The following is a 19,977-nucleotide window of genomic DNA, read 5'->3' on the forward strand; positions in this document are numbered from 1 at the left end:
GCGGAGAGTGAGGGATTCGAACCCCCGAACCTGTGACAGTTAACGGTTTTCAAGACCGCCGCATTCGACCACTCTGCCAACTCTCCGCGACAAAAGTAGAAATTTCGAATAGATTTACAAAACTTATTTTCTATAGATAGTCTTAGGGTTTGAAAATGAGCTAGATTGTTTTTAAAAAAGGCTATACAGGGATAATCTCATGGCAGTGTTTCCTGATGTTGGCCGCAATTTTGTCGATCGGTAAATCGTCTTGGTCGATACCAAATGGCTCTTCAATGGACTCGCCAATTAATTCGAGAGATGCTAAAACATATAAAATAAATGGTACAGCAATCACAACAAAGTAACCGATGGAGAAAACGTAACCTACTGGAAGGGTCATGGTATAGAAGATAATGAACTTCTTGATAAATGCACTATATGCCAATGGTATTGGCGTATTTTTAATACGTTCACAAGCTCCACAAACATGTGTCATAGTAGTAATTTCCTCATTAAGGATAATAAGCTGATCGCCACTTATAGTTCCTTCTTTATATAGATCATTGATTTTGTGGAAGATCATGGTAGAAACTTGATTGGGGCCATGTTTTTTATTATCCAAAGCTTTTAACTCAGGGTGTTCGTTTTCGTCGAGCATAAACTTGGTGTAATCCGATCTTAAAAAATCGTATAGTGTCTCTGCGAATAGGGGGATTGCCTTTCTAAAAAAGCTACGGTTCACTTTGTCATCTACATCCAGCATGGCATTTAGTTTGTACGAAAAGGCTCTACTTATATTGGTCAATGTACCCCATTGCTTTCGGGCTTCCCACCAACGATCATAGGCTGTGTTTGTTCGGAATACCAGTAAAAGCGATATAACGAAACCGAGAAGATTGTGGACAATGGTAATGTTTTTGACCCAGCTCTTTTCATTTAATTTGAGGTATTCCAATTCAAGAAAGGCAATCATCCAGGAATAAAAAGCGATTAAAACAAGAAATGGCAGTAACTTTTTGAAGGTATCTGATTTATGCAACTTGAAAGTTGCCGAAAGCCAGTCTTTGGGGTTGTACACGATCATACACAAAAATATAAATTGTTGTGAAAATTTTGCGAGTTAATTGCTATTGCCGTAACTTCATCGTGCCATGGCACAACAGCGATTAAAAAGAAAGAAAACAAGCAAAAAAGGAAGTCAAGCCCGAGGAACAAAGTGGATCTGGATGATAGCAGGAATGCTGGTGTTTTTCCTCTGTCTTGTAATGTGGCATTATCGAGCTGGAATTATATACTATTTTCGTGTGGCTACCTCCAAAGACAAGTCTCTGACGAAGGAGGCTAAATACGATATTCGAAATATTGAGATTATGAGCAAGCACGATGATAAGGTGTTTGGTATAGACGTGTCTACCTACCAGGAAGAAATAGATTGGCAAAAGGTAAGCACAATCAATGATCATTTTCCGATAGATTTTGTGTTTATCAGGGCGACAATGGGTGAGAAAGGAATGGATAATAAGTTTAGTCGAAATTGGAGCAAAACGGCAAATAGGGCGGTTTTGAGAGGGGCTTATCATTATTTTAGACCCAATGAAAACTCGGTAAAGCAAGCGAAGAATTTTATTCGAAAAGTTAAATTACAGCCTGGCGATCTTCCACCGGTCTTGGATATTGAGGAGCATCCAAAACAACAATCTATGGATAGCTTGAAAGTTGGGCTAAAACGTTGGCTTGAAGAAGTCGAAGCTCACTACAAAGTAAAGCCCATTCTTTACTCCGGAGATAAGTTTTATAGTGATTTTTTGGAAAAGGAGTTTGCCGCTTATACGCTATGGATTGCAAATTACAACTTTTGGGTTGAGAACCCCAAGGAGCATTGGGCTTTCTGGCAATTTTCTGAAAAAGGCTCTGTCAGAGGCATTCAGGGCAATGTGGACTTAAATATATACAATGGTAAAATTGAGGAATTGGAAAAGCTGCTTATTCCTTTTAAATAGTCAAATATATGCGTAGCGTTTTTATCACATTATGTGGGGTCTGTTTTGCACTGTTCAATGATCAAGTGCAATTGCATGCAGCATCGAAGAACCATCAGGCCGAGATGTCGCAGCCCGCTTCAGATTTACCACGATTAACATTGAAGGAATTTAAAAAAATGCGCCGTGAAACAGCTATTCAAGTTCTTGATACGCGGTCTGGCGATATATTCCTGCAAGGATTTGTGCCGAAATCAATAAATATAGGTTTTAAAGGTCCATTTGATCACTTTTTGGCACAAGTGTTTCCCAATAAAGCGCAAAAAATTTTATTGATTACAGAAATAGATAGTCAGGATACGGTTTACAACCATTTATTAAAATTGGGTTATACTCATGTTATTGGAGTTTTAGATGGTGGCATCGAAACTTGGAAAAGTAACGAAGATGTAGTCTCATTGAGCAATATTAGTGCAGGAGAATTTAGGAAAAGATCAGGTCAAGGTCATATTGTGGATGTAAGAACAAATAAAGAATTTGGTAATGGACATATTGACAATGCAATGAATATTCCATTAACAGATTTCGTTAATTTTGGTTCTACACTTAAAAAAGACAATAAACAGCTGTATGTACACTGTCAATCAGGATATAGGAGTGCAGTGGCTGTATCTATTTTAAGTGCTAAAGGATTTAAACATATATGCAATATCCAAGGTGGGTATAAGGCATTGCAAGAAGAAGTAAAGGAGAATCAATAATGGCTACTTTTGACCAGATTATTCAATCAAATTCGCTGGTTTTGGTGGATTTTTTTGCGACGTGGTGCGGTCCATGCCAGACTATGGCGCCGATTTTACAGGATGTAAAGGAATTTTATCAGGAAGATCTATCCATCATTAAAATTGATGTAGATAAAAATCCCAAAATTGCTTCGATTTATAAGGTAAGTGGCGTGCCTACTTTTGTGCTGTTCAAAAATGGACAGCAAATATGGCGACAAAGCGGCATGATTCCCAAGATGGAATTACATAAATTGATCGATCAGGCAAAGTAAAAAATAAGGCGTTCAATTTGATTGAACGCCTTATTTTTTTAATGATACTCTGGTGTTTTAATAGGTAGTGTTATATCGCACTAAAATATTAAAATTCATCGTCATCATCGAAGTCATCCAATCCTCCAATCGAGTCGATTTCAGGTAAATCGAAATCATCATCGAAATCATCATCATCGTCATCAGGACCGTTGAAAGATGCGAATTTTACTTCTTCAAGATCTTCGTTAGCTAAAGTTGCCGTGTTCATAAAATAATACTTTATTGTTTCTTATTCAATGTTGTAAAATTAGAGAAGAAAACTATTTTTTAAAACTTTTTTTCAAAAAATTATTAAGCTTTATTTTTCTGTTAATCAATATGTTGAATTGTATTTTGAAAATAAAAATTTATTTTATTTTATTTATTCATTTGTTTCGCCAATCGCATTGTCCTCGGTAACGATGTCTTTTAATTGTGGGAGATCTCTCACACCATTGATTCCGAAGTGATCCATGAACTGTTGGCTTGTTGCATAAAGTAATGGTTTTCCGATACTATCTGCTTTTCCCGCAATTTTGATTAACTTCTTTTCCAGTAAACGTTGAATAGCGTAATCACAGCTGACACCTCTAATCTGCTCCACTTCTAATTTTGTTATCGGTTGTCTGTAAGCAATGATGGCGAGTGTTTCTAGCGCTGATTGACTTAATTTTCGCTTGTTATTATGATTTTGGAGCTGTTGTATCGATTCATGATAAACAGCTTTTGTCAAAAACTGATAGGCGTTGTTGATGTAACGTAATTCGAGTACATAATCTTCATCCTGGTACTTCGTTTCAATTTTTTTAATCAAGTCACGTAGCTCGTCTCTGGATACTTCGATGGCTAATGCTTCCTGCAAAATCTGTTTGATGTCGGCAAGATCTATTCCTTCCGCAGAAGCAAATATAATTGCTTCAATATTTCTTATGACGTCTTTCAATGTATCGTATTAATAGTTAATGACCTGTTCGACCATATGGGCTGGTAGCTCACGGAACTCGTACTTTTGTGTTCGTAGTTGTGGACTGAATCCAGCTTCCAAAATAGCTTCCTGTATTGATTTAGATGTGAATCTATGGGGGGCCCCTGCTGCAGAGACGACATTTTCTTCGATCATGATAGAACCAAAGTCATTTGCTCCGGCATGCAGACACAATTGAGCAGTACGTTTTCCGACAGTGAGCCAGGATGCTTGTATGTTTTTGATATTAGGAAGCATAATGCGGCTCAAAGCAATCATGCGGATATATTCTTCACTTGTTACGTTATTGGTAATACCGCGAAGTCTTTTCAATAAGGTGCCATCATCCTGGAAAGGCCAAGGGATGAATGCTATAAAACCATGGGATTCCTGCGGTTTTTCATCCTGTACTTCGCGAATCCACACCAAATGTTCAAAACGCTCTTCTATTGTTTCGATATGACCAAACATCATGGTGGCAGAAGTTGGTAGATTAATTTTATGGGCTGCCCGCATAACATCTAGCCATTCTTTACCACCGCATTTTCCCTTTGATATAAGACGTCTTACGCGATCATTGAGAATTTCAGCTCCGGCTCCAGGTAGAGAGTCCAGTCCAGCTTCTTTCAATTGTCTCAAAACTTCAATATGACTCATGTTCTCCAACTTGGAAATATGCGCAATTTCAGGCGGGCCGAGTGAATGTAGTTTTAGCGTAGGGTAAAGCTCTTTTAATTGCTTATAAAGGTTTTTGTAAAACTCAATACCCAAATCCGGGTGATGGCCACCTTGCAGCAGCAGTTGATCACCACCGTACTTAAAAGTTTCCTCTATCTTTTGCTTGTAGCTTTCGATATCGGTGATGTAACTATCTTCATGACCGGGACGGCGGAAAAAGTTGCAAAATTTGCAATTTGCAATACATACATTGGTGGTATTGACATTTCTGTCGATCTGCCAGGTTACTTTACCATGTGGCACTTGTATTTTACGCAATTCATTGGCTACGAAAGTCAAATCAGCTGTAGGTGCGTTTTGATATAAAAAAACACCTTCTTCCTTGGATAGGAACTCAAATCGGAGCGCCCGTTCTAATAAATTACTTACATTCATCAACAACAAATATAAGGAGCTTTTAGCTTATTTGGACCTATTTGTAGAATATTTGACAATGCACATTGAATTTTGGGAAAGGTTTTCGGTAACGAAAACAAAAGGATGTGCTTGTGTAACAATAGTATTGCAATTCGGCTTAGTGTATAAAATACAATAACTTGATTTATAGCACTTTGTGAATTAATTAAGATTTTTCCTTTTTTTTTACATTTATTATTCTTTACATTTATTTAACAGATTTTAACATTTCTGGAAAATAACCAAATTAAGTGAAAAATGAATAACCATGGGGAATGAACCTATCAACGATATCGCATTGTTGTCGTCAGACCTAAAAAAAATGACCAAGAACTTAAATAAACCAATATCAGCTAAAACATCTAAAGAATAAACATAAATTTTTTAAACCACCTATTTAGTAAAATTATGATGAAAAAAACGGACAAAAATTGCTGTTTTGATCTCATATTGGGCCAAAAGTTCAATAAGAGGTTTCTGCTTATGAGTTCTCTTCTCATTGGGGGAGGAATGACCACTCATGGATTTGCCAGTGGATTAGTTAGCCATGGCAAAGTTGAAGTCGTTTCATTAATGAAAACAAAGCGTGTACAACAGACGCCTATCAAGGGGATCGTGAAGGATGCTGCTACAGGTCAAGGTATTACAGGCGTTTCTGTTAAAGTAAAGGGAAGTAGTACCGGGACGTCGACCGACGAGAATGGTGCATTTACTATTCAAAGTAAAGTAGGCGATGTGTTGATCATCAGTTACATTGGGTACAAAAGCACTGAGATTACTGTTTCTTCGAAAGCTGATCTTTCAATTTCGTTAAGCAGTTCAGAAGACGCCTTGGAAGAGGTCGTTGTGACAGGTTATTCGGCACAACGTAAGAAAGATTTAACAGGTGCGGTCGCTGTTGTCAATGTGAAGGAATTGAAGACCACACCGGCTGCGAGTGCTGTTGAGGCATTGCAAGGGCGAGCAACAGGGGTTCAGATCGTAGTGGACGGCGCTCCTGGTTCTACACCACAGATTAAAATTCGTGGCTATAGTACGATTAACAACAATGAACCCCTTTACATTATTGATGGAGTGCCTTATGAAGGAAAGTTAAGCTGGTTGAATCAAAATGATATTGAAACAATGCAGGTGTTAAAAGATGCATCAGCAGCTTCAATTTATGGTTCACGCGCAAACAACGGTGTCGTAATTATTACAACTAAAATTGGTAAAGAGGGAAAACCTCAATTTAACCTTGATTCTTACTATGGTGTACAAGTACCAAACAGCTCACGTTTTCCAAAAATGTTGTCTCCACAACAAACTTTGGATATAGAAAATAGATTAAATGGCACAAATAATGTGCTTCCGGACTATCTTATCGCTGGACCTAAAGTAGGCGGTAAAGATGTAATCACTGCAGCGGATATCGATATGTCAAAATATAAATACGATGCAAGCAGCCGTTCGGACTTCTATCAGATTACGAAAGCAAATAAGGCCGGAACGAACTGGTTTGATGCTTTGTCTCAAAATGCCCCCACACAATCACATCAGCTTAGTGTTTTAGGCGGCGGAGAGAACGCTTCATACGCGATTTCTGGTGGTTATCTGAAACAAAAAGGGACAATTATTCACACGGGGTTCGAAAAATACAATCTTCGTTCAAATACGCGTTTTTCGGCTTTCAACAATAAATTGCGTTTTGGGGAGAATATGCAATATAGCTTTACGGAGGGATTTGGTGTAGGTGTAAATACCAATGTTGCTGGTGATTATATCGGTGAAGGTAGTGCATTAGGTTTTGCATATCGTATACACAATATTATTCCAGTATATGATGAAGGTGGAAATTTTGCGGGATCCGTTGGTGGCCAATTTGGTAATGGTGAAAATCCGGTAGCTATTGCTTACCGTGCAAAAGACAATAGAAACAAGAGCAATATGTTTTTCGGTAACGTTTTCGGTGAATTTGATATTGTCTCAGGTTTGACCTTCCGAAGCAGCTTTGGTATGAAGTATGAGAATTACAATGGTGTTTCTTATACTTATCCAAATCCTGAATTTACAGAAGGAAGTTTTAATAATGGAATAAATGAATATTTTGGATTGAATAAAGAATGGACCTGGACAAATACATTAAATTACAAAGCGTCATTTAATGACGAGCATACGTTAAGTATTCTTGCGGGTACAGAGGCAATTCAAAATCGTAATAGACAAATTTCAGGAAAAGGAAATGGCTTTTTCACGATGTCAAGTCTTGATTATCTCTATTTGGGTGCTGCATCTACAGGTCGTGTAAGTGATGGTTCGGGTGCAATTGGATCACTGTTTTCGATCTTTGGAAAAGTGGATTATTCGTTCAAAGATCGTTATATCTTAAGTGCAACTGTACGTCGCGATGGTTCTTCTAACTTTGGACCGAACAACAAGTATGGAACGTTCCCAGGGGCGAGTGCGGCTTGGCGTTTGTCGCAAGAAGAGTTCATGAAAGGTGTTTCATGGATTTCTGACCTAAAAATCAGAGCAGGTTATGGGGTAACGGGTAACCAACGTATTCCAGCTAACCAATATTTAAATCGCTATCAAGTTGCTATTAATTCTTCTTCTTATCCAATCGATGGAAGTTTAACATCCGGTATGTGGCAGAATGCGTATAATAATCCTGATGTAAAATGGGAACAAGTATCCGCATTGAACATTGGTTTGGACTTTACGCTTGCCCAAGGTGACTTTGATGGTTCTTTCGACTGGTATAACAAGAAAACGAAAGACATGTTATACCTGCTGCCATTACCTGCTGTTGCCGCCGGTCGTGCGGGATCACCTTATGTAAATATTGGTGATATGCAAAACAAAGGGGTTGAGTTTTCATTGAATTACCATTATGGAAGACGTCAAGAAAGCCAATTTAAATTCGATCTGTCGGCTACAATATCGCGAAACGTGAACAAAGTTGTTGCCTTGGCGCCTTCTGTTACTCAACAGGTTTACGGTAGCTTTAGAAGTATGGAAACTTCTATCTTAAAACCAGGAGAGCCAATTGGTGCTTTTTATGGTTATAAGGTAATCGGTATCTATTCGGATGCAGATATGTCAAATGCAAGCGTGGCCAAATATGAGGATGGAAAATCGCGAGCAGGCGGACTTAAATTTGCGGATATTAACGGTGATGGAAAAATCGATGCCAGCGATCGTACGATCATAGGTAGTCCACATCCTGATTTTGTGTACTCATTCAATATCAATGCATCTTATAAAAATTTTGACTTTATGGCTTATTTCTATGGGTCAAAGGGTAACCAAAATTATGAGGCGACGCGTTATTTTACGGATTTTGGCGTATTTAGAGGCCAAAAAAGTGTACGTGTCTTAGACGCATGGGATGCCAAAACAAATCCTTCAAGCATGATTCCGTCGCAAGTGGTGGGGGCATCGGCGTACGAATATGCTTCTTCGAGCTATTACGTTCAGGATGCGAGCTTCTTAAAGTTGAAGAATCTGCAGGTTGGATATAATTTTGATACAAATAAGGTGTTCGGTAATAATACCGGTATCAAAAAATTGCGTGCCTATATTGGTGCAACAAATCTATTTACAATCACAAAATATCAAGGCCTAGACCCAGAAGTAAGTGCAACACCTTCAACATATTCTGCTTTGGGGGTAGACTTCGGAGTGTATCCACAAGCACGTCAGTATATGTTGGGTGTGAGTCTTGGTTTTTAAGGTTTAATGATTTAAGTTAAAATTTGATTGAAATGAAAAAAAGAAATATAATCGTCGTTCTCGGAATATCAATGGCTTTGCTATCTTCTTGTGGTAAATCTTTCCTGGAACGTATTCCACAGGGGGAGTTGTCTGACACGCAGGTTGCTAACTCAAAGGGTATTGAAGCTGAATTGATTGGTGCATACGGCATTTTAAATGGCAATGTCAATGGTACTTGGGGAAACTATTCTTCAGCACCTAGCCAGTGGTTGTTTGGAGAGGTTGCGGGGGATAACGCCCATAAAGGTTCTGAAGCTACGGATCAACCTAATATGAATATGATCGAGTTTCATACACCAAATAGTTCTAATGATAACCTGAGCCAGATGTGGGAGGTATACTATGAGGGTGTGCTCAGAGCAAATAATACGTTACGACTTTTGAATGCGGATCAGGCAGGTGCAAAAACAGTGACTGCGGACCGTGCAAAGCAAATTCAAGGTGAAGCCAGGTTATTGCGTGCACATTATTATTTTTACCTCTGGCGTGTTTTCAAAAACTTAGCCTACGTGGATGAGACTATGACGGTGGATGAGGCCAAGGTTAAACCTAATAAAGATGATGTACTGCCTAAGATCATCGACGATCTGAAATTTGCAGTGGATAATCTTCCTGCCACTAAGATCAACCAACAATCAGGCCGTATGGATAAAAATATCGCTAAGGCATATTTAGGTAAGGTTTATTTATACCAGAAAAAATATGCTGATGCATTGGCCTTGTTTAAAGACGTTATCGGTGCAAAAGATCTTCGTACGATGCCGTATCAAAATAACTTTGATGTCCTTACAAAAGATGGCCCAGAGGCATTACTGGTATCTAAACATGTGATTAACCCAGATGGATCTGGTGACAATGCCAATGTTGGCGATATGTTGTCTGGATTAAATGGAAGTAATCCGGTAGGTTGTTGCGGTTTCTATCAACCGACCATTGATTTGGTCAATGCGTATAAAGTTGATGCAAATGGCTTACCATTGTTGGACGGTTCTTATCGCAATAATCCATATAAATCAGATTTCGGTTTGTCTGATGAGGCAAAGAAAACATACAAACTTGATGTGACGCTTCGTTTTGATCCACGGTTGGACTATACGGTTGGTCGTAGAGGTGTAAATTTCTATGATTATGGTGTCATGCCAGGCGATGCATGGATTCGTGAGGTGAGCTCGGGAGGACCATTTGTTGGTATAAAAACAATGATTCCGAAGAGTCTGCATGCGACACATACGGCGTCAGGAGCGGCATATATTACTGACTTGGATGTTAATATTATTCGTTTAGCTGATGTTGTTTTAATGGCAGCGGAATGTCAAGTTGAATTGGGCGACTTAGGTGCAGCGATGAATCTCGTAAATGCAGTTCGTGAACGTGCGGCAAAATTACCTCCAAAAACGACTGGCGATAATGTTGCGGCGGCAGTATATGTTGTTAAACCCTATACTTCTTTCCCAGACCAAAATTATGCGCGCAAAGCTGTTCGTTTTGAACGTCGTTTAGAATTAGCGATGGAAGGACATCGTTTCTATGACCTCGTGCGTTGGGGTGAGGCGAAAACTGTATTGGAAAGCTACGCAACGTTTGAAGGTGGTTTTATGTCACGTTATAAAGGCTTAAACTATAAACCACAAAATGATTACTTCCCAATTCCACAATCGCAGATTGACAGAAGTGGTGGAGCTCTGACACAAAATCAAGGATATTAATTTTTGATAGTTTTAAAAAGGAAAGGGGGAGGCGTTGTCTTCCCCTTTCCCTTTTTAAGGATTTGTATCTGAATTTTGGCAATAGACGAAAGGGAGTTCATGCAGTTTTTTGTATGTTTGAACTGATGAAAAAAATTTTAAGTGCATTATTGCTGCTTTGGTTTCTGCCCGCTGCTACTTTTGTAGCGAAGGCTCAGAGCTTTGAGGATGTTTATCAGCTATTTCAAGAATCTAAAATATTAAATGATCATTTTGTTGGTTTTTCTTTATACGACCTCAATGCCAATAAATATGTCATGGATATAAACGGCAATAAGCATTTTACGCCGGCTTCCAATACGAAAATGTATACCACCTATGCTGCACTGGCACTGTTGGGCGATTCAATACCTGGTTTGGAGTATGTGGAACGCGGAGACTCGTTGCTTATCTGGGGGACTGGTGATCCGACCTTTCTGCATAATCGTTTAGATACCCGGGTAGTATACAACTTTTTGAAAAATACGAATAAACGCATTTTTGTTGTGCCAGGAACAATGAAGAATAAGTTCTTTGCGCATGGTTGGGCTGTGGAAGATTTTGAGGCTTACTATCAACCTGAAATCAGTACATTTCCTATTTATGGCAATGTGGTCACTTTTCGACAGAAAGGTTATAATTATCTATCGACCTCTCCAGCAAGTTTTCAAAATTCACTGGATTTTTTGCCGGAACCCAAGGTCGGTGATTTTGAACTTTCCCGATCATTTCATGCAAATTCCTTTTGGATGTCCGAACGTCCCGTTCCGAGCGGTTATGTCAATGAAGTTCCATTTATCTATTCTGATAGCTTATTTATTAAATTATTGGCGGACAGTCTAGGTAAATCCGTCACCTTACTATCTTACCAAAAACCAAGCAATACCAAGATACTCTATTCCGGCAGTACCAAAAATTTAATCCGTGAAATGATGTTGCCAAGTGATAATTTTATTGCTGAACAGTTTTTGATGATGTGTTCGTGGAAACAATTCAGTCAATTTGATACTTACTTGGTACGGGACTGGATGAAGAATAACGTTTATAAATACTTTTCAGCTGAGGTCGCCTTATTTGATGGATCTGGTCTGTCGTCCTATAACAAGGTGACTCCGCAGAATAATGTAGATCTATTGGTCCTCTTGAAAAATAAGTTGCCGGATGAGCAAGAGCGTTTCCGTCTTTTTCCGGCTGGAGGTGTCGATGGCACCCTAAAACGTACCTATAGCAAAGATCTCGGTGAACCGTTTGTTTTTGCTAAAACGGGAACGATTACATCTGTCTATAATCAGAGCGGTTATCTGATTACGCGGACAGGAAGGCGCTTGGCATTTTCTTTTATGAACAATAATTATATAGATGATCGAGCAAGTGTAATTCGTAAAGAAATGGCTAAAATAATTACTTATATTCGTCAAACTTATTAAGCCAATTTAAATGGAAGCAATTGTAAAAAACAATAAAAAATTGATTCGTTCTTGGGCCATGTTCGATTGGGCCAATTCTGCTTACAACCTTGTTATTACTTCCACGATATTCCCTGTTTACTATACCGCAATTACGACGACAAAAGAGCATGGTGATGTTGTTCGTTTCTTTGGGATTGAAGTCGTCAATACCGCACTTTCCAATTTTTCTTTGGCCTTTGCCTATTTGCTGATGTCTTTTTCTTTGCCTTTTATTTCTTCCTACGCTGATGCAAAGGGGAAAAAGAAACACATTATGAAATTCTTTACCTATGTTGGAGCGGTTGCATGTATGTGCTTATTTTTCTTCAAGCTTGAAACCTTGGAAATTGGTATCATATGTTTTGTTCTTGCGGCGATGGGGTATATTGGCGGTGTTTTGTTTAACAATTCTTATTTACCGCTTTTGGCGACTGTCGATCAACAAGATAAGGTGAGTGCGCAAGGTTTTGCTTATGGATATATTGGCTGTGTTACTTTACAGATTCTTTGTTTTATAGTGGTGCTTAAACCTGAATGGTTTGGTATTACAGATGCCTCACTGCCGGCTCGTATATCGTTTCTAATGGTCGGATTGTGGTGGCTTGGGTTTTCAATGATCCCTTTTAAATACCTGCCTAAAATTGATGCGACCGAGAATAACACCGGTAAGAGTTTTGTACAGAATGTACGGGATGAATTCGGCCATGTTATCCAAAAGATCAAAGGTATTCCAGAAATAAAACAGTTTTTGCCGGCTTTTTTCTTTTATGCAATTGGTGTTCAGACCTTGATGATTGTAGCCTCTTCTTTTGGAGAGAAAATTTTGCATTTAGGCGCAGAAAGGTTGATTGCGACAATTCTTCTCATCCAGCTCGTGGCTATCTTAGGTGCATTTTTAATGTCTTATTTATCTACGCTTTTTGGAAATATTAAGGTGTTGATCGTTGTGGTGATGATCTGGATCGGCATCTGTATTGCAGCATTTTATTTATCTACTCCACTTCAGTTTTATATCATTGCTGCACTGGTCGGTTTAGTTATGGGCGGGATTCAGTCCTTATCACGTTCAACCTATTCTAAGTTAATTCCGACGGATATTAAAGATACGACGGCTTTCTTCTCTTTTTATGACGTTACAGAAAAAGTTGCTATTGTCATTGGATTATTCTCATTCGGGTTTATAGAACAGGTAACACATAATATTCGATATTCGGCATTGGTTCTTTCTTTATTTTTTGTAATTGGATTGTTACTTTTGGTCCGGATATTAGTATCCAATAAATCTTAATTTTATTGATTGAATTGCATATGAAAGTAGAACTTTTTGTTCCTTGTTTTATAGATCAGCTTTACCCTGAAACCGCTTTTAATACGGTTCGTTTATTAGAAAAAGTCGGTTGCGAGGTCGTCTATAATCCTGAGCAGACATGCTGTGGCCAGCCGGCCTATAATGCTGGATTTTGGGATGATGCGAAACAGGTCGGACGGAAGTTTTTAGGTGACTTCTCGGGAGATCATGTGATTATTTCTCCTTCGGCGTCCTGTACTGGTATGGTACGACATGCTTATAATGATTTATTCGCAAATTCGGCAGATTCCCATCAATGTCATAAAATACAACAACAGGTGATGGAAATCTCTGATTTTTTAGTAAACGTGCTAAAAAAAGAGTATTTTGGAGCTGAATTGGAGGGTGTTGCGGTATACCATGATTCTTGCTCGGCTTTGCGAGAGTGCAAAATTAAAGAGGAACCACGGAAATTATTGAGTAAGGTCTTAGGTTTGGAGATGGTGGAGGTGAAAGATAGCGAGACATGTTGTGGGTTTGGGGGAAGTTTTGCCGTTAAATTCGAAGGAATATCCGCAGCAATGGCTGAGCAAAAAGTGCGCAATGCACTTGATCTGAATGCGGATTATATTATTTCCACTGATTCATCTTGTTTGCTACAGCTTCAATCTTATATCGATAAACATAAATTACCCATTCAGACGATGCACCTCGTTGATGTGTTGACCACTGGCTGGGGAAATATTTAAATAACACATTAAATCTAAACACATGAATTCAAGAAGAGATTTTCTTAAAAACCTTGCGCTAGCATCTGCTGGTATAGCATTAGCTCCCTCTTTGGAGAGTTTTGCGGCAGCAAAGAAAGATTGGTTTGACATTTCCTTGGCTGAATGGTCATTGCATAAATCCTTGTTTAAGGGAGATTTGAACAATTTGGATTTTCCAGTATTGGCTGCCAAAAAATACGGTATCTATGGGGTGGAATATGTGAATCAATTTTTTAAGGATAAGGCTAATGATAATAATTACCTTACTGAGCTAAATATGCGCGCGAAAGATAATGGTGTACGTAATGTACTCATTATGATTGATGGTGAAGGAAATCTCGGTGACGAAGATGAAACAAAGAGAAAACAAGCTGTGCAAAACCATTATAAGTGGATTTCTGCAGCTAATTTCTTAGGTTGTCATGCCATTCGTGTCAATGCGGCTGGAAAAGGAACGCCTGAGGAAGTGAGTAAGCGTGTTGTTGAAAGTTTAACAACACTATCTGATATCGGTAAAAAAGCGGGCATTAGCATAATTGTAGAAAACCATGGTGGTATCTCTTCGCATGGTGACTGGTTGGCCAATACATTAAAAGCAGTGGGTAGTAAATATTGTGGAAGTTTACCCGATCTTGGTAATTTCTATGAGTATGATCGTTACCAAGGTGTAACGGATTTAATGCCTTATGCGCATGGTGTGAGTGCCAAAACACATGATTTTGATGCCAATGGTAATGAAACGCAAATTGACTATGAGCGTATGTTGAAGATTGTTAAAAAAGCAAAATTCAAAGGTTATGTGGGGATTGAATATGAGGGAAGTAAGTTGAGTGAGGAAGAGGGTATTTTTGCTACTAAAAAATTATTGGAACGTTTGCGTCCTTTGATTTAAAATTTAACTATTCGAGTTCTTTTCTGTCAATGGAAAGAACTCGAATAGTTAAATAGGTTTTAATTGATGTGTTGCTCGGATGCAACAACTAAAAAAACTGAAGTCCATTTGTTAGAAACCTATTAAAATCTTCACTATCTTGCTTGAGTATATGAAGATGAGTGAATAACTACTTTCTTGGTGTAGAGGACCATCGGATTTTTCCATTTACTGATGGTATACTTATAAATGGAAATCGCATTACCTTATTTTGAAAAATAACGACTAAAAAAACATGAATTTTGAAAAAAATGCTGTTCTTGAAACCCATTTGCAAAAAGTAGGGGCGGAACATGTATTGGTACAAGGGCATCCAGCCGGCTTGTTCGTATTATTCTTCACAGAGATGTGGGAGCGTTTTAGCTACTATGGTATGCGGGCGCTGTTGGTGAATTTTCTGGTTTCTACCATCGCCCAACAAGGATGGGGCTGGACCAACTCCGAAGCGATGAAGCTTTACGGTTTGTACACCGGGATGGTGTTTTTAACGCCCTTGTTCGGCGGGATTATAGCCGACCGTCTTACAGGATATAAAAAATCCATTATGGTGGGGGCTATAATTATGACTCTCGGGCATATCGCTATGGCTTTAGAGGGATTTAATAAAAGCTTTTTTTTGGCAGGGTTGGTGCTGATTGTTTTGGGAAATGGTCTGTTCAAACCCAATATTTCTTCGATGGTAGGAAAATTATATCCAGATAAAGGCGGTAAAAAGGATGCGGGGTATACCATTTTTTATATGGGTATCAATGGAGGGGCATTTTTGGGTATGATGCTATGCGGCTATATTGGTGAGAAGATCGGCTGGCATTATGGTTTTGGGCTTGCCGGAATATTTATGTTTTTGGGAATGTTGCAATTTTATTTTGCGCAGCGCATCTTCGGAAAGATTGGCAATACACCCGAGAAACAAGAAGAGCTAACCGATATTGCAGCGGGTCAAGAAGAAAATCCGCAACATATTGTGCGTGATCGTTTGCTTGTAATAGCCATTTTTATGTTGTCAAGTATTGTCTTCCATTTAGCTTTTGAACAAGCGGGTGGCTCGATGACGATCTTTGCAAAAAATTATACACAGCGGGTATTGAGTGGTGACGTGGCGGTTTTATTTAAATGGTTCGACGCTGCATTGACGGTTTTGCCGATTGTGGTAATTACTGGGGTATTGTTTGTTTTAGCGAAGAAAATCATACGCAAATACCCGATGATTATACTTTTTTCGAGCATTTCTTTTGTGATCATCTGGTCCTTGTGTCTTTGGAAGGTTTATCGGGAATATTATGGTATGAATTCGGAAGTTACTGTATCCTGGTTTCCGATGTTAAATTCTTTCTTTATCATTACGCTGGCTACATCATTTAGTAAGATCTGGGAGAAAGTATGGAATCCTTCTGGTCCAATTAAGTTTGCAATGGGACTGACACTGGTTGGAGTTGGTTTTGCGGCACTATCTATTGGAAGCTCCGAGATTCCTACCGGTGCAAGGACGGCCTCTGTTAGTATGATATGGCTGGTATTGGCATACTTTTTTCATACAGTGGGCGAATTGTGTATTGGTCCGGTTGGACTTTCTTATGTCAGTAAACTATCGCCCAAAAAATTCCTGGGGTTATTGTTTGGTTTTTGGTTTTGTGCCAATGCCATAGCTAATTTTATAGGGGGCTTTATTGGGTCGTATATTGATAAGATTACTGAATCTCATTCGATGTCTTACTTCTTTGCTGTGTTTACAGTGATCCCTATGGTGGCTGCTGTATTTCTTATTCTAGGCAACAAAAAAATAAAAAAGATGATGCATGGAATTGATTAATTCATAGAAAAATAGTGTATCTTCAAGCGATTTTTATCAAAATAAAAACAAAACCTGAGTTATAAAACAATTATTGAAATTATATGAATCAAGAAAAAGATCAAGTTCTTGTAGCGCATCTTGCTAAGCAGGGGATCGATGACAAGATGGTAAATGGACATCCTGCCGGATTATTTGTGCTATTCTTTACAGAGATGTGGGAGCGGTTTAGCTACTACGGTATGCGGGCATTGTTGACCTTATTTTTAATAAGTTCCATTGCTGATGGAGGATGGGAATGGAGTAATGAACGGGCCATGAAACTTTACGGTTTGTATACTGGTTTCGTCTATTTGACACCATTGATCGGTGGAATGATAGCGGATAAGCTAACCGGTTTTAAAAAGGCAATTTTGATCGGAGCTTTGGTCATGACCTTGGGGCATTTGTCTATGGCATTTGAGGGCGTAAATTCAAATTTCTTTTATTTAGGTCTTGTCTTAATGATCCTAGGAAACGGGATGTTTAAACCTAATATTTCTTCCATGGTGGGAAATCTCTACCCAGATCAAAGTCCTAAAAAGGACGCTGGTTATACCATATTTTATATGGGAATCAATGCCGGATCATTTTTAGGAATGCTATTATGTGGTTACATTGGTGAGAAGATCGGTTGGCATTATGGATTCGGACTTGCTGGAGTGTTTATGTTCTTTGGTATGTTGCAATTCTATTTTGGACAAAAGATATTTGGTATCATCGGAGATTCTCCTAAAGCACTTCGGGCTTACCATGAAAAAAAGATCAAGAATCACGAAGAAAAGGAAGAGGTCATTCCAGCACATGTTGTGCGAGATAGATTGATCGTCGTCACCATATTCATGTTGGCTAGTGTAGTTTTCTTTCTGTCTTTTGAACAGGCAGGAGGATCGATGTCAATCTTTGCCAAGGACTATACGCAAAGGGTTCTGTCTGGAAGTTCGGCGGTGACGTTTAAATGGATTGATACTATTTTGACCATTGTGCCTATTGTTATAGTCACAATTGTTTTAACAGCATTGGCTAGAAAGATATATAAACAATATCCATTAACGATTTTATTTACTGGTATTTCGTTTGGTATAATTTGGTGTTTGGGACTTTGGAAAGTCTTTAGAGAAATAGGAATAACTGGATCAGAAGTCGGCGCTTCATGGTTTCAGATTTTGAATGCATTTTTTATCATTTCACTGGCATCGTCATTTAGTAAATTCTGGGAAAAAATATGGAATCCGTCTGGTCCTGTTAAGTTTGCATTGGGCTTAATATTAGTAGGTATCGGATTTGCAGCATTGGCTTATGGGGCGAGTGAAATTCCCCAAGGTGCCAAGACAGCCTCTGTCAGTATGATTTGGCTTGTAATCGCCTATTTTTTCCATTCTGCAGGAGAGCTTTGTTTGTCACCTGTTGGTTTGTCTTATGTCAGTAAGCTTTCTCCAAAGAAATTTTTGGGACTTCTTTTCGGTTGTTGGTTCTGTGCTTCGGCTATTGCCAATTTTATCGGTGGATTTTTAGGGTCATACATTGATCGCATTACAGAAGAACATTCGATGTCTTACTTCTTTATGATATTTGCAATAGTTCCGGGAGTTACTGCATTGTTGTTGATCATCTTTAACCCCTTATTGAAAAAAATGATGCACGGCATCAACTAAATTGTTGTAGAAGGTGAGCATATAAAAGCGGTTGGCTGATCAGTATATCGATCAACCAACCGCTTTTTATATTCTTTTATTCCTCCACTTTCAAAAGTAGTTTATCGATGCGGTGGCCATCCATATCAAGCACTTCGAAAACTAGATTTTTAAATCGGACACGTTCGCCTTCTTCGGGCACGTGATCTAATCTTAGGAACACTAGGCCTCCTACAGTAGTTACATTGTTGATCTCATCTTCGTCTTCCTCAGAAAGACCGATTTCAAATTCATCCAAAAGGTCCTCGATCTGATATTGTCCGTCGACAACATAATCGCCGTTTTCCAATTGACGTATTGTCGGTCGGGCACTTAGGTCGCTTTCTGTGATGTTCCCTACCAAATCGCCAACGATATCCCGTAACGTAATAATTCCCTGTGGCGAACCATATTCATCAATGACAACCGCCTGATGTATACTGGAGGTGCGCAGGGTATTCATGATGCTATAAGATGAGCTAAATTCGTTCACAAATTTGATGGGTAACATGAGCGTTCTTAGATCAAATGGTTCGTTTTGGAGGCATTGTCGTAGTAAGGACTTTACATGAACAACACCTTTAATATTGTCGAGTCCACCTTCACAGACCGGGTAGATGGAATGATCGTTGTCCAGTATGATCTTTCTGTTTTCTTCAAAAGAATCTTCCAGATCCAAAAAAACAATGTTTTTGCGGTGAGTCATTAGGTTGACCGCCTTTTTGTCCCCTAAACTCAATAGACGATCGACGATATCGTGCTCAATACCTTCGATGACACCACTGTCGACACCTTCGTCTACTAGCGCCTTAATTTCTTCTTCCGTGACACTATTGCCGCTACTCTTGATATTGAGTATTTTGACAATAAACTCTGTCGACATACTGAGTAGCCATACAAATGGTCGTACGATTTTGCTGAGCAGGTTCATCGGGTAAGCGATTAGCATGGCATACTTCTCCGGAATAGCCATACCGATACGTTTGGGGACTAATTCACCAAGCACCAACGAAAAGTAGGTGATGATAAAGACGACAATGATTACAGCGAGCTGTTCGCTATAGGGGGCTATAATACTGGATTTATTAAATATGCCGACTAGATATGTGGAAATACTACCACCAGAAAAAAAACCGGTTAGAATGCCGATAAGGGTAATGCCTATTTGTACAGTGGATAGAAAGTTGTTGGGCGATTCTTTTAGGTTTAGCGCTATTTTGGCTGCCGCATTGTTTTTATCGCTTTCAGCCTGTAGCCTTGCCTTTCTGCTGGATACGATGGATATTTCTGATGCCGATAGTATTCCGTTTAGAATAATCAGGACTAAAATAATAATTGCTTCGGTAAGCATAATGAGTTGAAAAAGTTGTTTGCTAGTGCTAATTTACGGAAAAGACCAGCTAAAAAGTAGGATTATTATGA

At 38.9% G+C, this 19,977-nt stretch carries 16 protein-coding genes and 1 tRNA gene; 11 read left to right on the forward strand and 6 right to left on the reverse strand.

The annotated features are described in order from the left end of the window. Position 1 precedes the first annotated feature (1 nt). Positions 2-86 (reverse strand) — tRNA-Ser (locus B2O97_RS14765). Positions 87-181: 95 nt separating this feature from the next. Continuing rightward, complete coding sequence (locus B2O97_RS14770; RefSeq protein WP_070566124.1) at positions 182-1,066, reverse strand: bestrophin family protein; 885 nt, start codon at positions 1,064-1,066, stop codon at positions 182-184. Positions 1,067-1,133: 67 nt separating this feature from the next. On the opposite strand from B2O97_RS14770, the gene B2O97_RS14775 reads away from it, so the two are divergent. From B2O97_RS14775 to trxA, 3 genes are all read left to right on the forward strand, one after another. Then, complete coding sequence (locus tag B2O97_RS14775) at positions 1,134-1,982, forward strand: glycoside hydrolase family 25 protein (protein ID WP_286767637.1); 849 nt, start codon at positions 1,134-1,136, stop codon at positions 1,980-1,982. Between the two features lie 140 nt (positions 1,983-2,122). Then, positions 2,123-2,722 (forward strand): rhodanese-like domain-containing protein, encoded by a 600-nt coding sequence (locus B2O97_RS14780; protein ID WP_286767638.1) that lies wholly within the window; start codon positions 2,123-2,125, stop codon positions 2,720-2,722. After that, complete coding sequence (gene trxA, locus B2O97_RS14785; RefSeq protein WP_046672371.1) at positions 2,722-3,018, forward strand: thioredoxin; 297 nt, start codon at positions 2,722-2,724, stop codon at positions 3,016-3,018. The genes B2O97_RS14780 and trxA overlap by 1 nt, the downstream gene beginning before the upstream one ends. A gap of 88 nt (positions 3,019-3,106) precedes the next feature. Here trxA and B2O97_RS14790 read toward each other — a convergent pair whose 3' ends face one another. From B2O97_RS14790 to mqnC, 3 genes are all read right to left on the reverse strand, one after another. Then, positions 3,107-3,268, reverse strand: coding sequence for a hypothetical protein (locus tag B2O97_RS14790; protein ID WP_167450446.1), 162 nt, complete (start codon positions 3,266-3,268; stop codon positions 3,107-3,109). Positions 3,269-3,421: 153 nt separating this feature from the next. After that, on the reverse strand, positions 3,422-3,982 hold the full coding sequence (gene scpB, locus B2O97_RS14795; protein ID WP_046672370.1) for an SMC-Scp complex subunit ScpB: 561 nt from the start codon (positions 3,980-3,982) through the stop codon (positions 3,422-3,424). 9 nt (positions 3,983-3,991) lie between these two features. Then, positions 3,992-5,116: a cyclic dehypoxanthinyl futalosine synthase gene (gene mqnC / locus B2O97_RS14800; protein WP_070566118.1), complete on the reverse strand. Its 1,125-nt coding sequence runs from the start codon at positions 5,114-5,116 to the stop codon at positions 3,992-3,994. A gap of 429 nt (positions 5,117-5,545) precedes the next feature. On the opposite strand from mqnC, the gene B2O97_RS14805 reads away from it, so the two are divergent. The 8 genes from B2O97_RS14805 (at position 5,546) to B2O97_RS14840 (ending at position 18,537) form a co-directional block, all read left to right on the forward strand. Continuing rightward, on the forward strand, positions 5,546-8,851 hold the full coding sequence (locus tag B2O97_RS14805) for a SusC/RagA family TonB-linked outer membrane protein (RefSeq protein ID WP_236586000.1): 3,306 nt from the start codon (positions 5,546-5,548) through the stop codon (positions 8,849-8,851). A 32-nt stretch (positions 8,852-8,883) separates the two neighbouring features. Beyond that, a complete protein-coding gene (locus B2O97_RS14810; protein ID WP_070566116.1) occupies positions 8,884-10,599 on the forward strand; it encodes a RagB/SusD family nutrient uptake outer membrane protein in 1,716 nt (571 codons plus the stop codon). A 125-nt stretch (positions 10,600-10,724) separates the two neighbouring features. After that, positions 10,725-12,044, forward strand: a complete 1,320-nt coding sequence (locus B2O97_RS14815) for a D-alanyl-D-alanine carboxypeptidase (RefSeq protein ID WP_286767639.1) — start codon at positions 10,725-10,727, stop codon at positions 12,042-12,044. A 10-nt stretch (positions 12,045-12,054) separates the two neighbouring features. Continuing rightward, on the forward strand, positions 12,055-13,353 hold the full coding sequence (locus B2O97_RS14820; RefSeq protein ID WP_070566112.1) for an MFS transporter: 1,299 nt from the start codon (positions 12,055-12,057) through the stop codon (positions 13,351-13,353). Positions 13,354-13,373: 20 nt separating this feature from the next. Further along, positions 13,374-14,102, forward strand: a complete 729-nt coding sequence (locus B2O97_RS14825; RefSeq protein ID WP_070566110.1) for a (Fe-S)-binding protein — start codon at positions 13,374-13,376, stop codon at positions 14,100-14,102. A 22-nt stretch (positions 14,103-14,124) separates the two neighbouring features. After that, a complete protein-coding gene (locus tag B2O97_RS14830; RefSeq protein ID WP_046672364.1) occupies positions 14,125-15,015 on the forward strand; it encodes a TIM barrel protein in 891 nt (296 codons plus the stop codon). Between the two features lie 274 nt (positions 15,016-15,289). After that, on the forward strand, positions 15,290-16,864 hold the full coding sequence (locus B2O97_RS14835; protein WP_083295945.1) for a peptide MFS transporter: 1,575 nt from the start codon (positions 15,290-15,292) through the stop codon (positions 16,862-16,864). Between the two features lie 83 nt (positions 16,865-16,947). Continuing rightward, positions 16,948-18,537: a peptide MFS transporter gene (locus B2O97_RS14840; protein ID WP_070566108.1), complete on the forward strand. Its 1,590-nt coding sequence runs from the start codon at positions 16,948-16,950 to the stop codon at positions 18,535-18,537. 76 nt (positions 18,538-18,613) lie between these two features. Here B2O97_RS14840 and B2O97_RS14845 read toward each other — a convergent pair whose 3' ends face one another. Continuing rightward, the gene (locus B2O97_RS14845; protein WP_201638674.1) at positions 18,614-19,906 is read right to left on the reverse strand and encodes a hemolysin family protein; all 1,293 of its coding nucleotides are present in this window, start codon (positions 19,904-19,906) and stop codon (positions 18,614-18,616) included. Positions 19,907-19,977 lie beyond the last annotated feature (71 nt).

It is taken from the genome of Sphingobacterium sp. UBA865 (assembly GCF_002295765.1).
In the GTDB taxonomy this organism is placed as follows: domain Bacteria; phylum Bacteroidota; class Bacteroidia; order Sphingobacteriales; family Sphingobacteriaceae; genus Sphingobacterium; species Sphingobacterium multivorum.

Bases quoted from the DNA above. Each gene is read 5' to 3' on its own strand.
- B2O97_RS14790 (WP_167450446.1), bottom strand. From the start codon at position 3,268: ATGAACACGGCAACTTTAGCTAACGAAGATCTTGAAGAAGTAAAATTC.
- B2O97_RS14810 (WP_070566116.1), top strand. From the start codon at position 8,884: ATGAAAAAAAGAAATATAATCGTCGTTCTCGGAATATCAATGGCTTTG.
- B2O97_RS14770 (WP_070566124.1), bottom strand. From the start codon at position 1,066: ATGATCGTGTACAACCCCAAAGACTGGCTTTCGGCAACTTTCAAGTTG.
- B2O97_RS14825 (WP_070566110.1), top strand. From the start codon at position 13,374: ATGAAAGTAGAACTTTTTGTTCCTTGTTTTATAGATCAGCTTTACCCT.
- B2O97_RS14840 (WP_070566108.1), top strand. From the start codon at position 16,948: ATGAATCAAGAAAAAGATCAAGTTCTTGTAGCGCATCTTGCTAAGCAG.
- trxA (WP_046672371.1), top strand. From the start codon at position 2,722: ATGGCTACTTTTGACCAGATTATTCAATCAAATTCGCTGGTTTTGGTG.
- mqnC (WP_070566118.1), bottom strand. From the start codon at position 5,116: ATGAATGTAAGTAATTTATTAGAACGGGCGCTCCGATTTGAGTTCCTA.
- B2O97_RS14830 (WP_046672364.1), top strand. From the start codon at position 14,125: ATGAATTCAAGAAGAGATTTTCTTAAAAACCTTGCGCTAGCATCTGCT.
- B2O97_RS14845 (WP_201638674.1), bottom strand. From the start codon at position 19,906: ATGCTTACCGAAGCAATTATTATTTTAGTCCTGATTATTCTAAACGGA.
- B2O97_RS14805 (WP_236586000.1), top strand. From the start codon at position 5,546: ATGATGAAAAAAACGGACAAAAATTGCTGTTTTGATCTCATATTGGGC.
- B2O97_RS14820 (WP_070566112.1), top strand. From the start codon at position 12,055: ATGGAAGCAATTGTAAAAAACAATAAAAAATTGATTCGTTCTTGGGCC.
- B2O97_RS14835 (WP_083295945.1), top strand. From the start codon at position 15,290: ATGAATTTTGAAAAAAATGCTGTTCTTGAAACCCATTTGCAAAAAGTA.
- B2O97_RS14815 (WP_286767639.1), top strand. From the start codon at position 10,725: ATGAAAAAAATTTTAAGTGCATTATTGCTGCTTTGGTTTCTGCCCGCT.
- B2O97_RS14775 (WP_286767637.1), top strand. From the start codon at position 1,134: ATGGCACAACAGCGATTAAAAAGAAAGAAAACAAGCAAAAAAGGAAGT.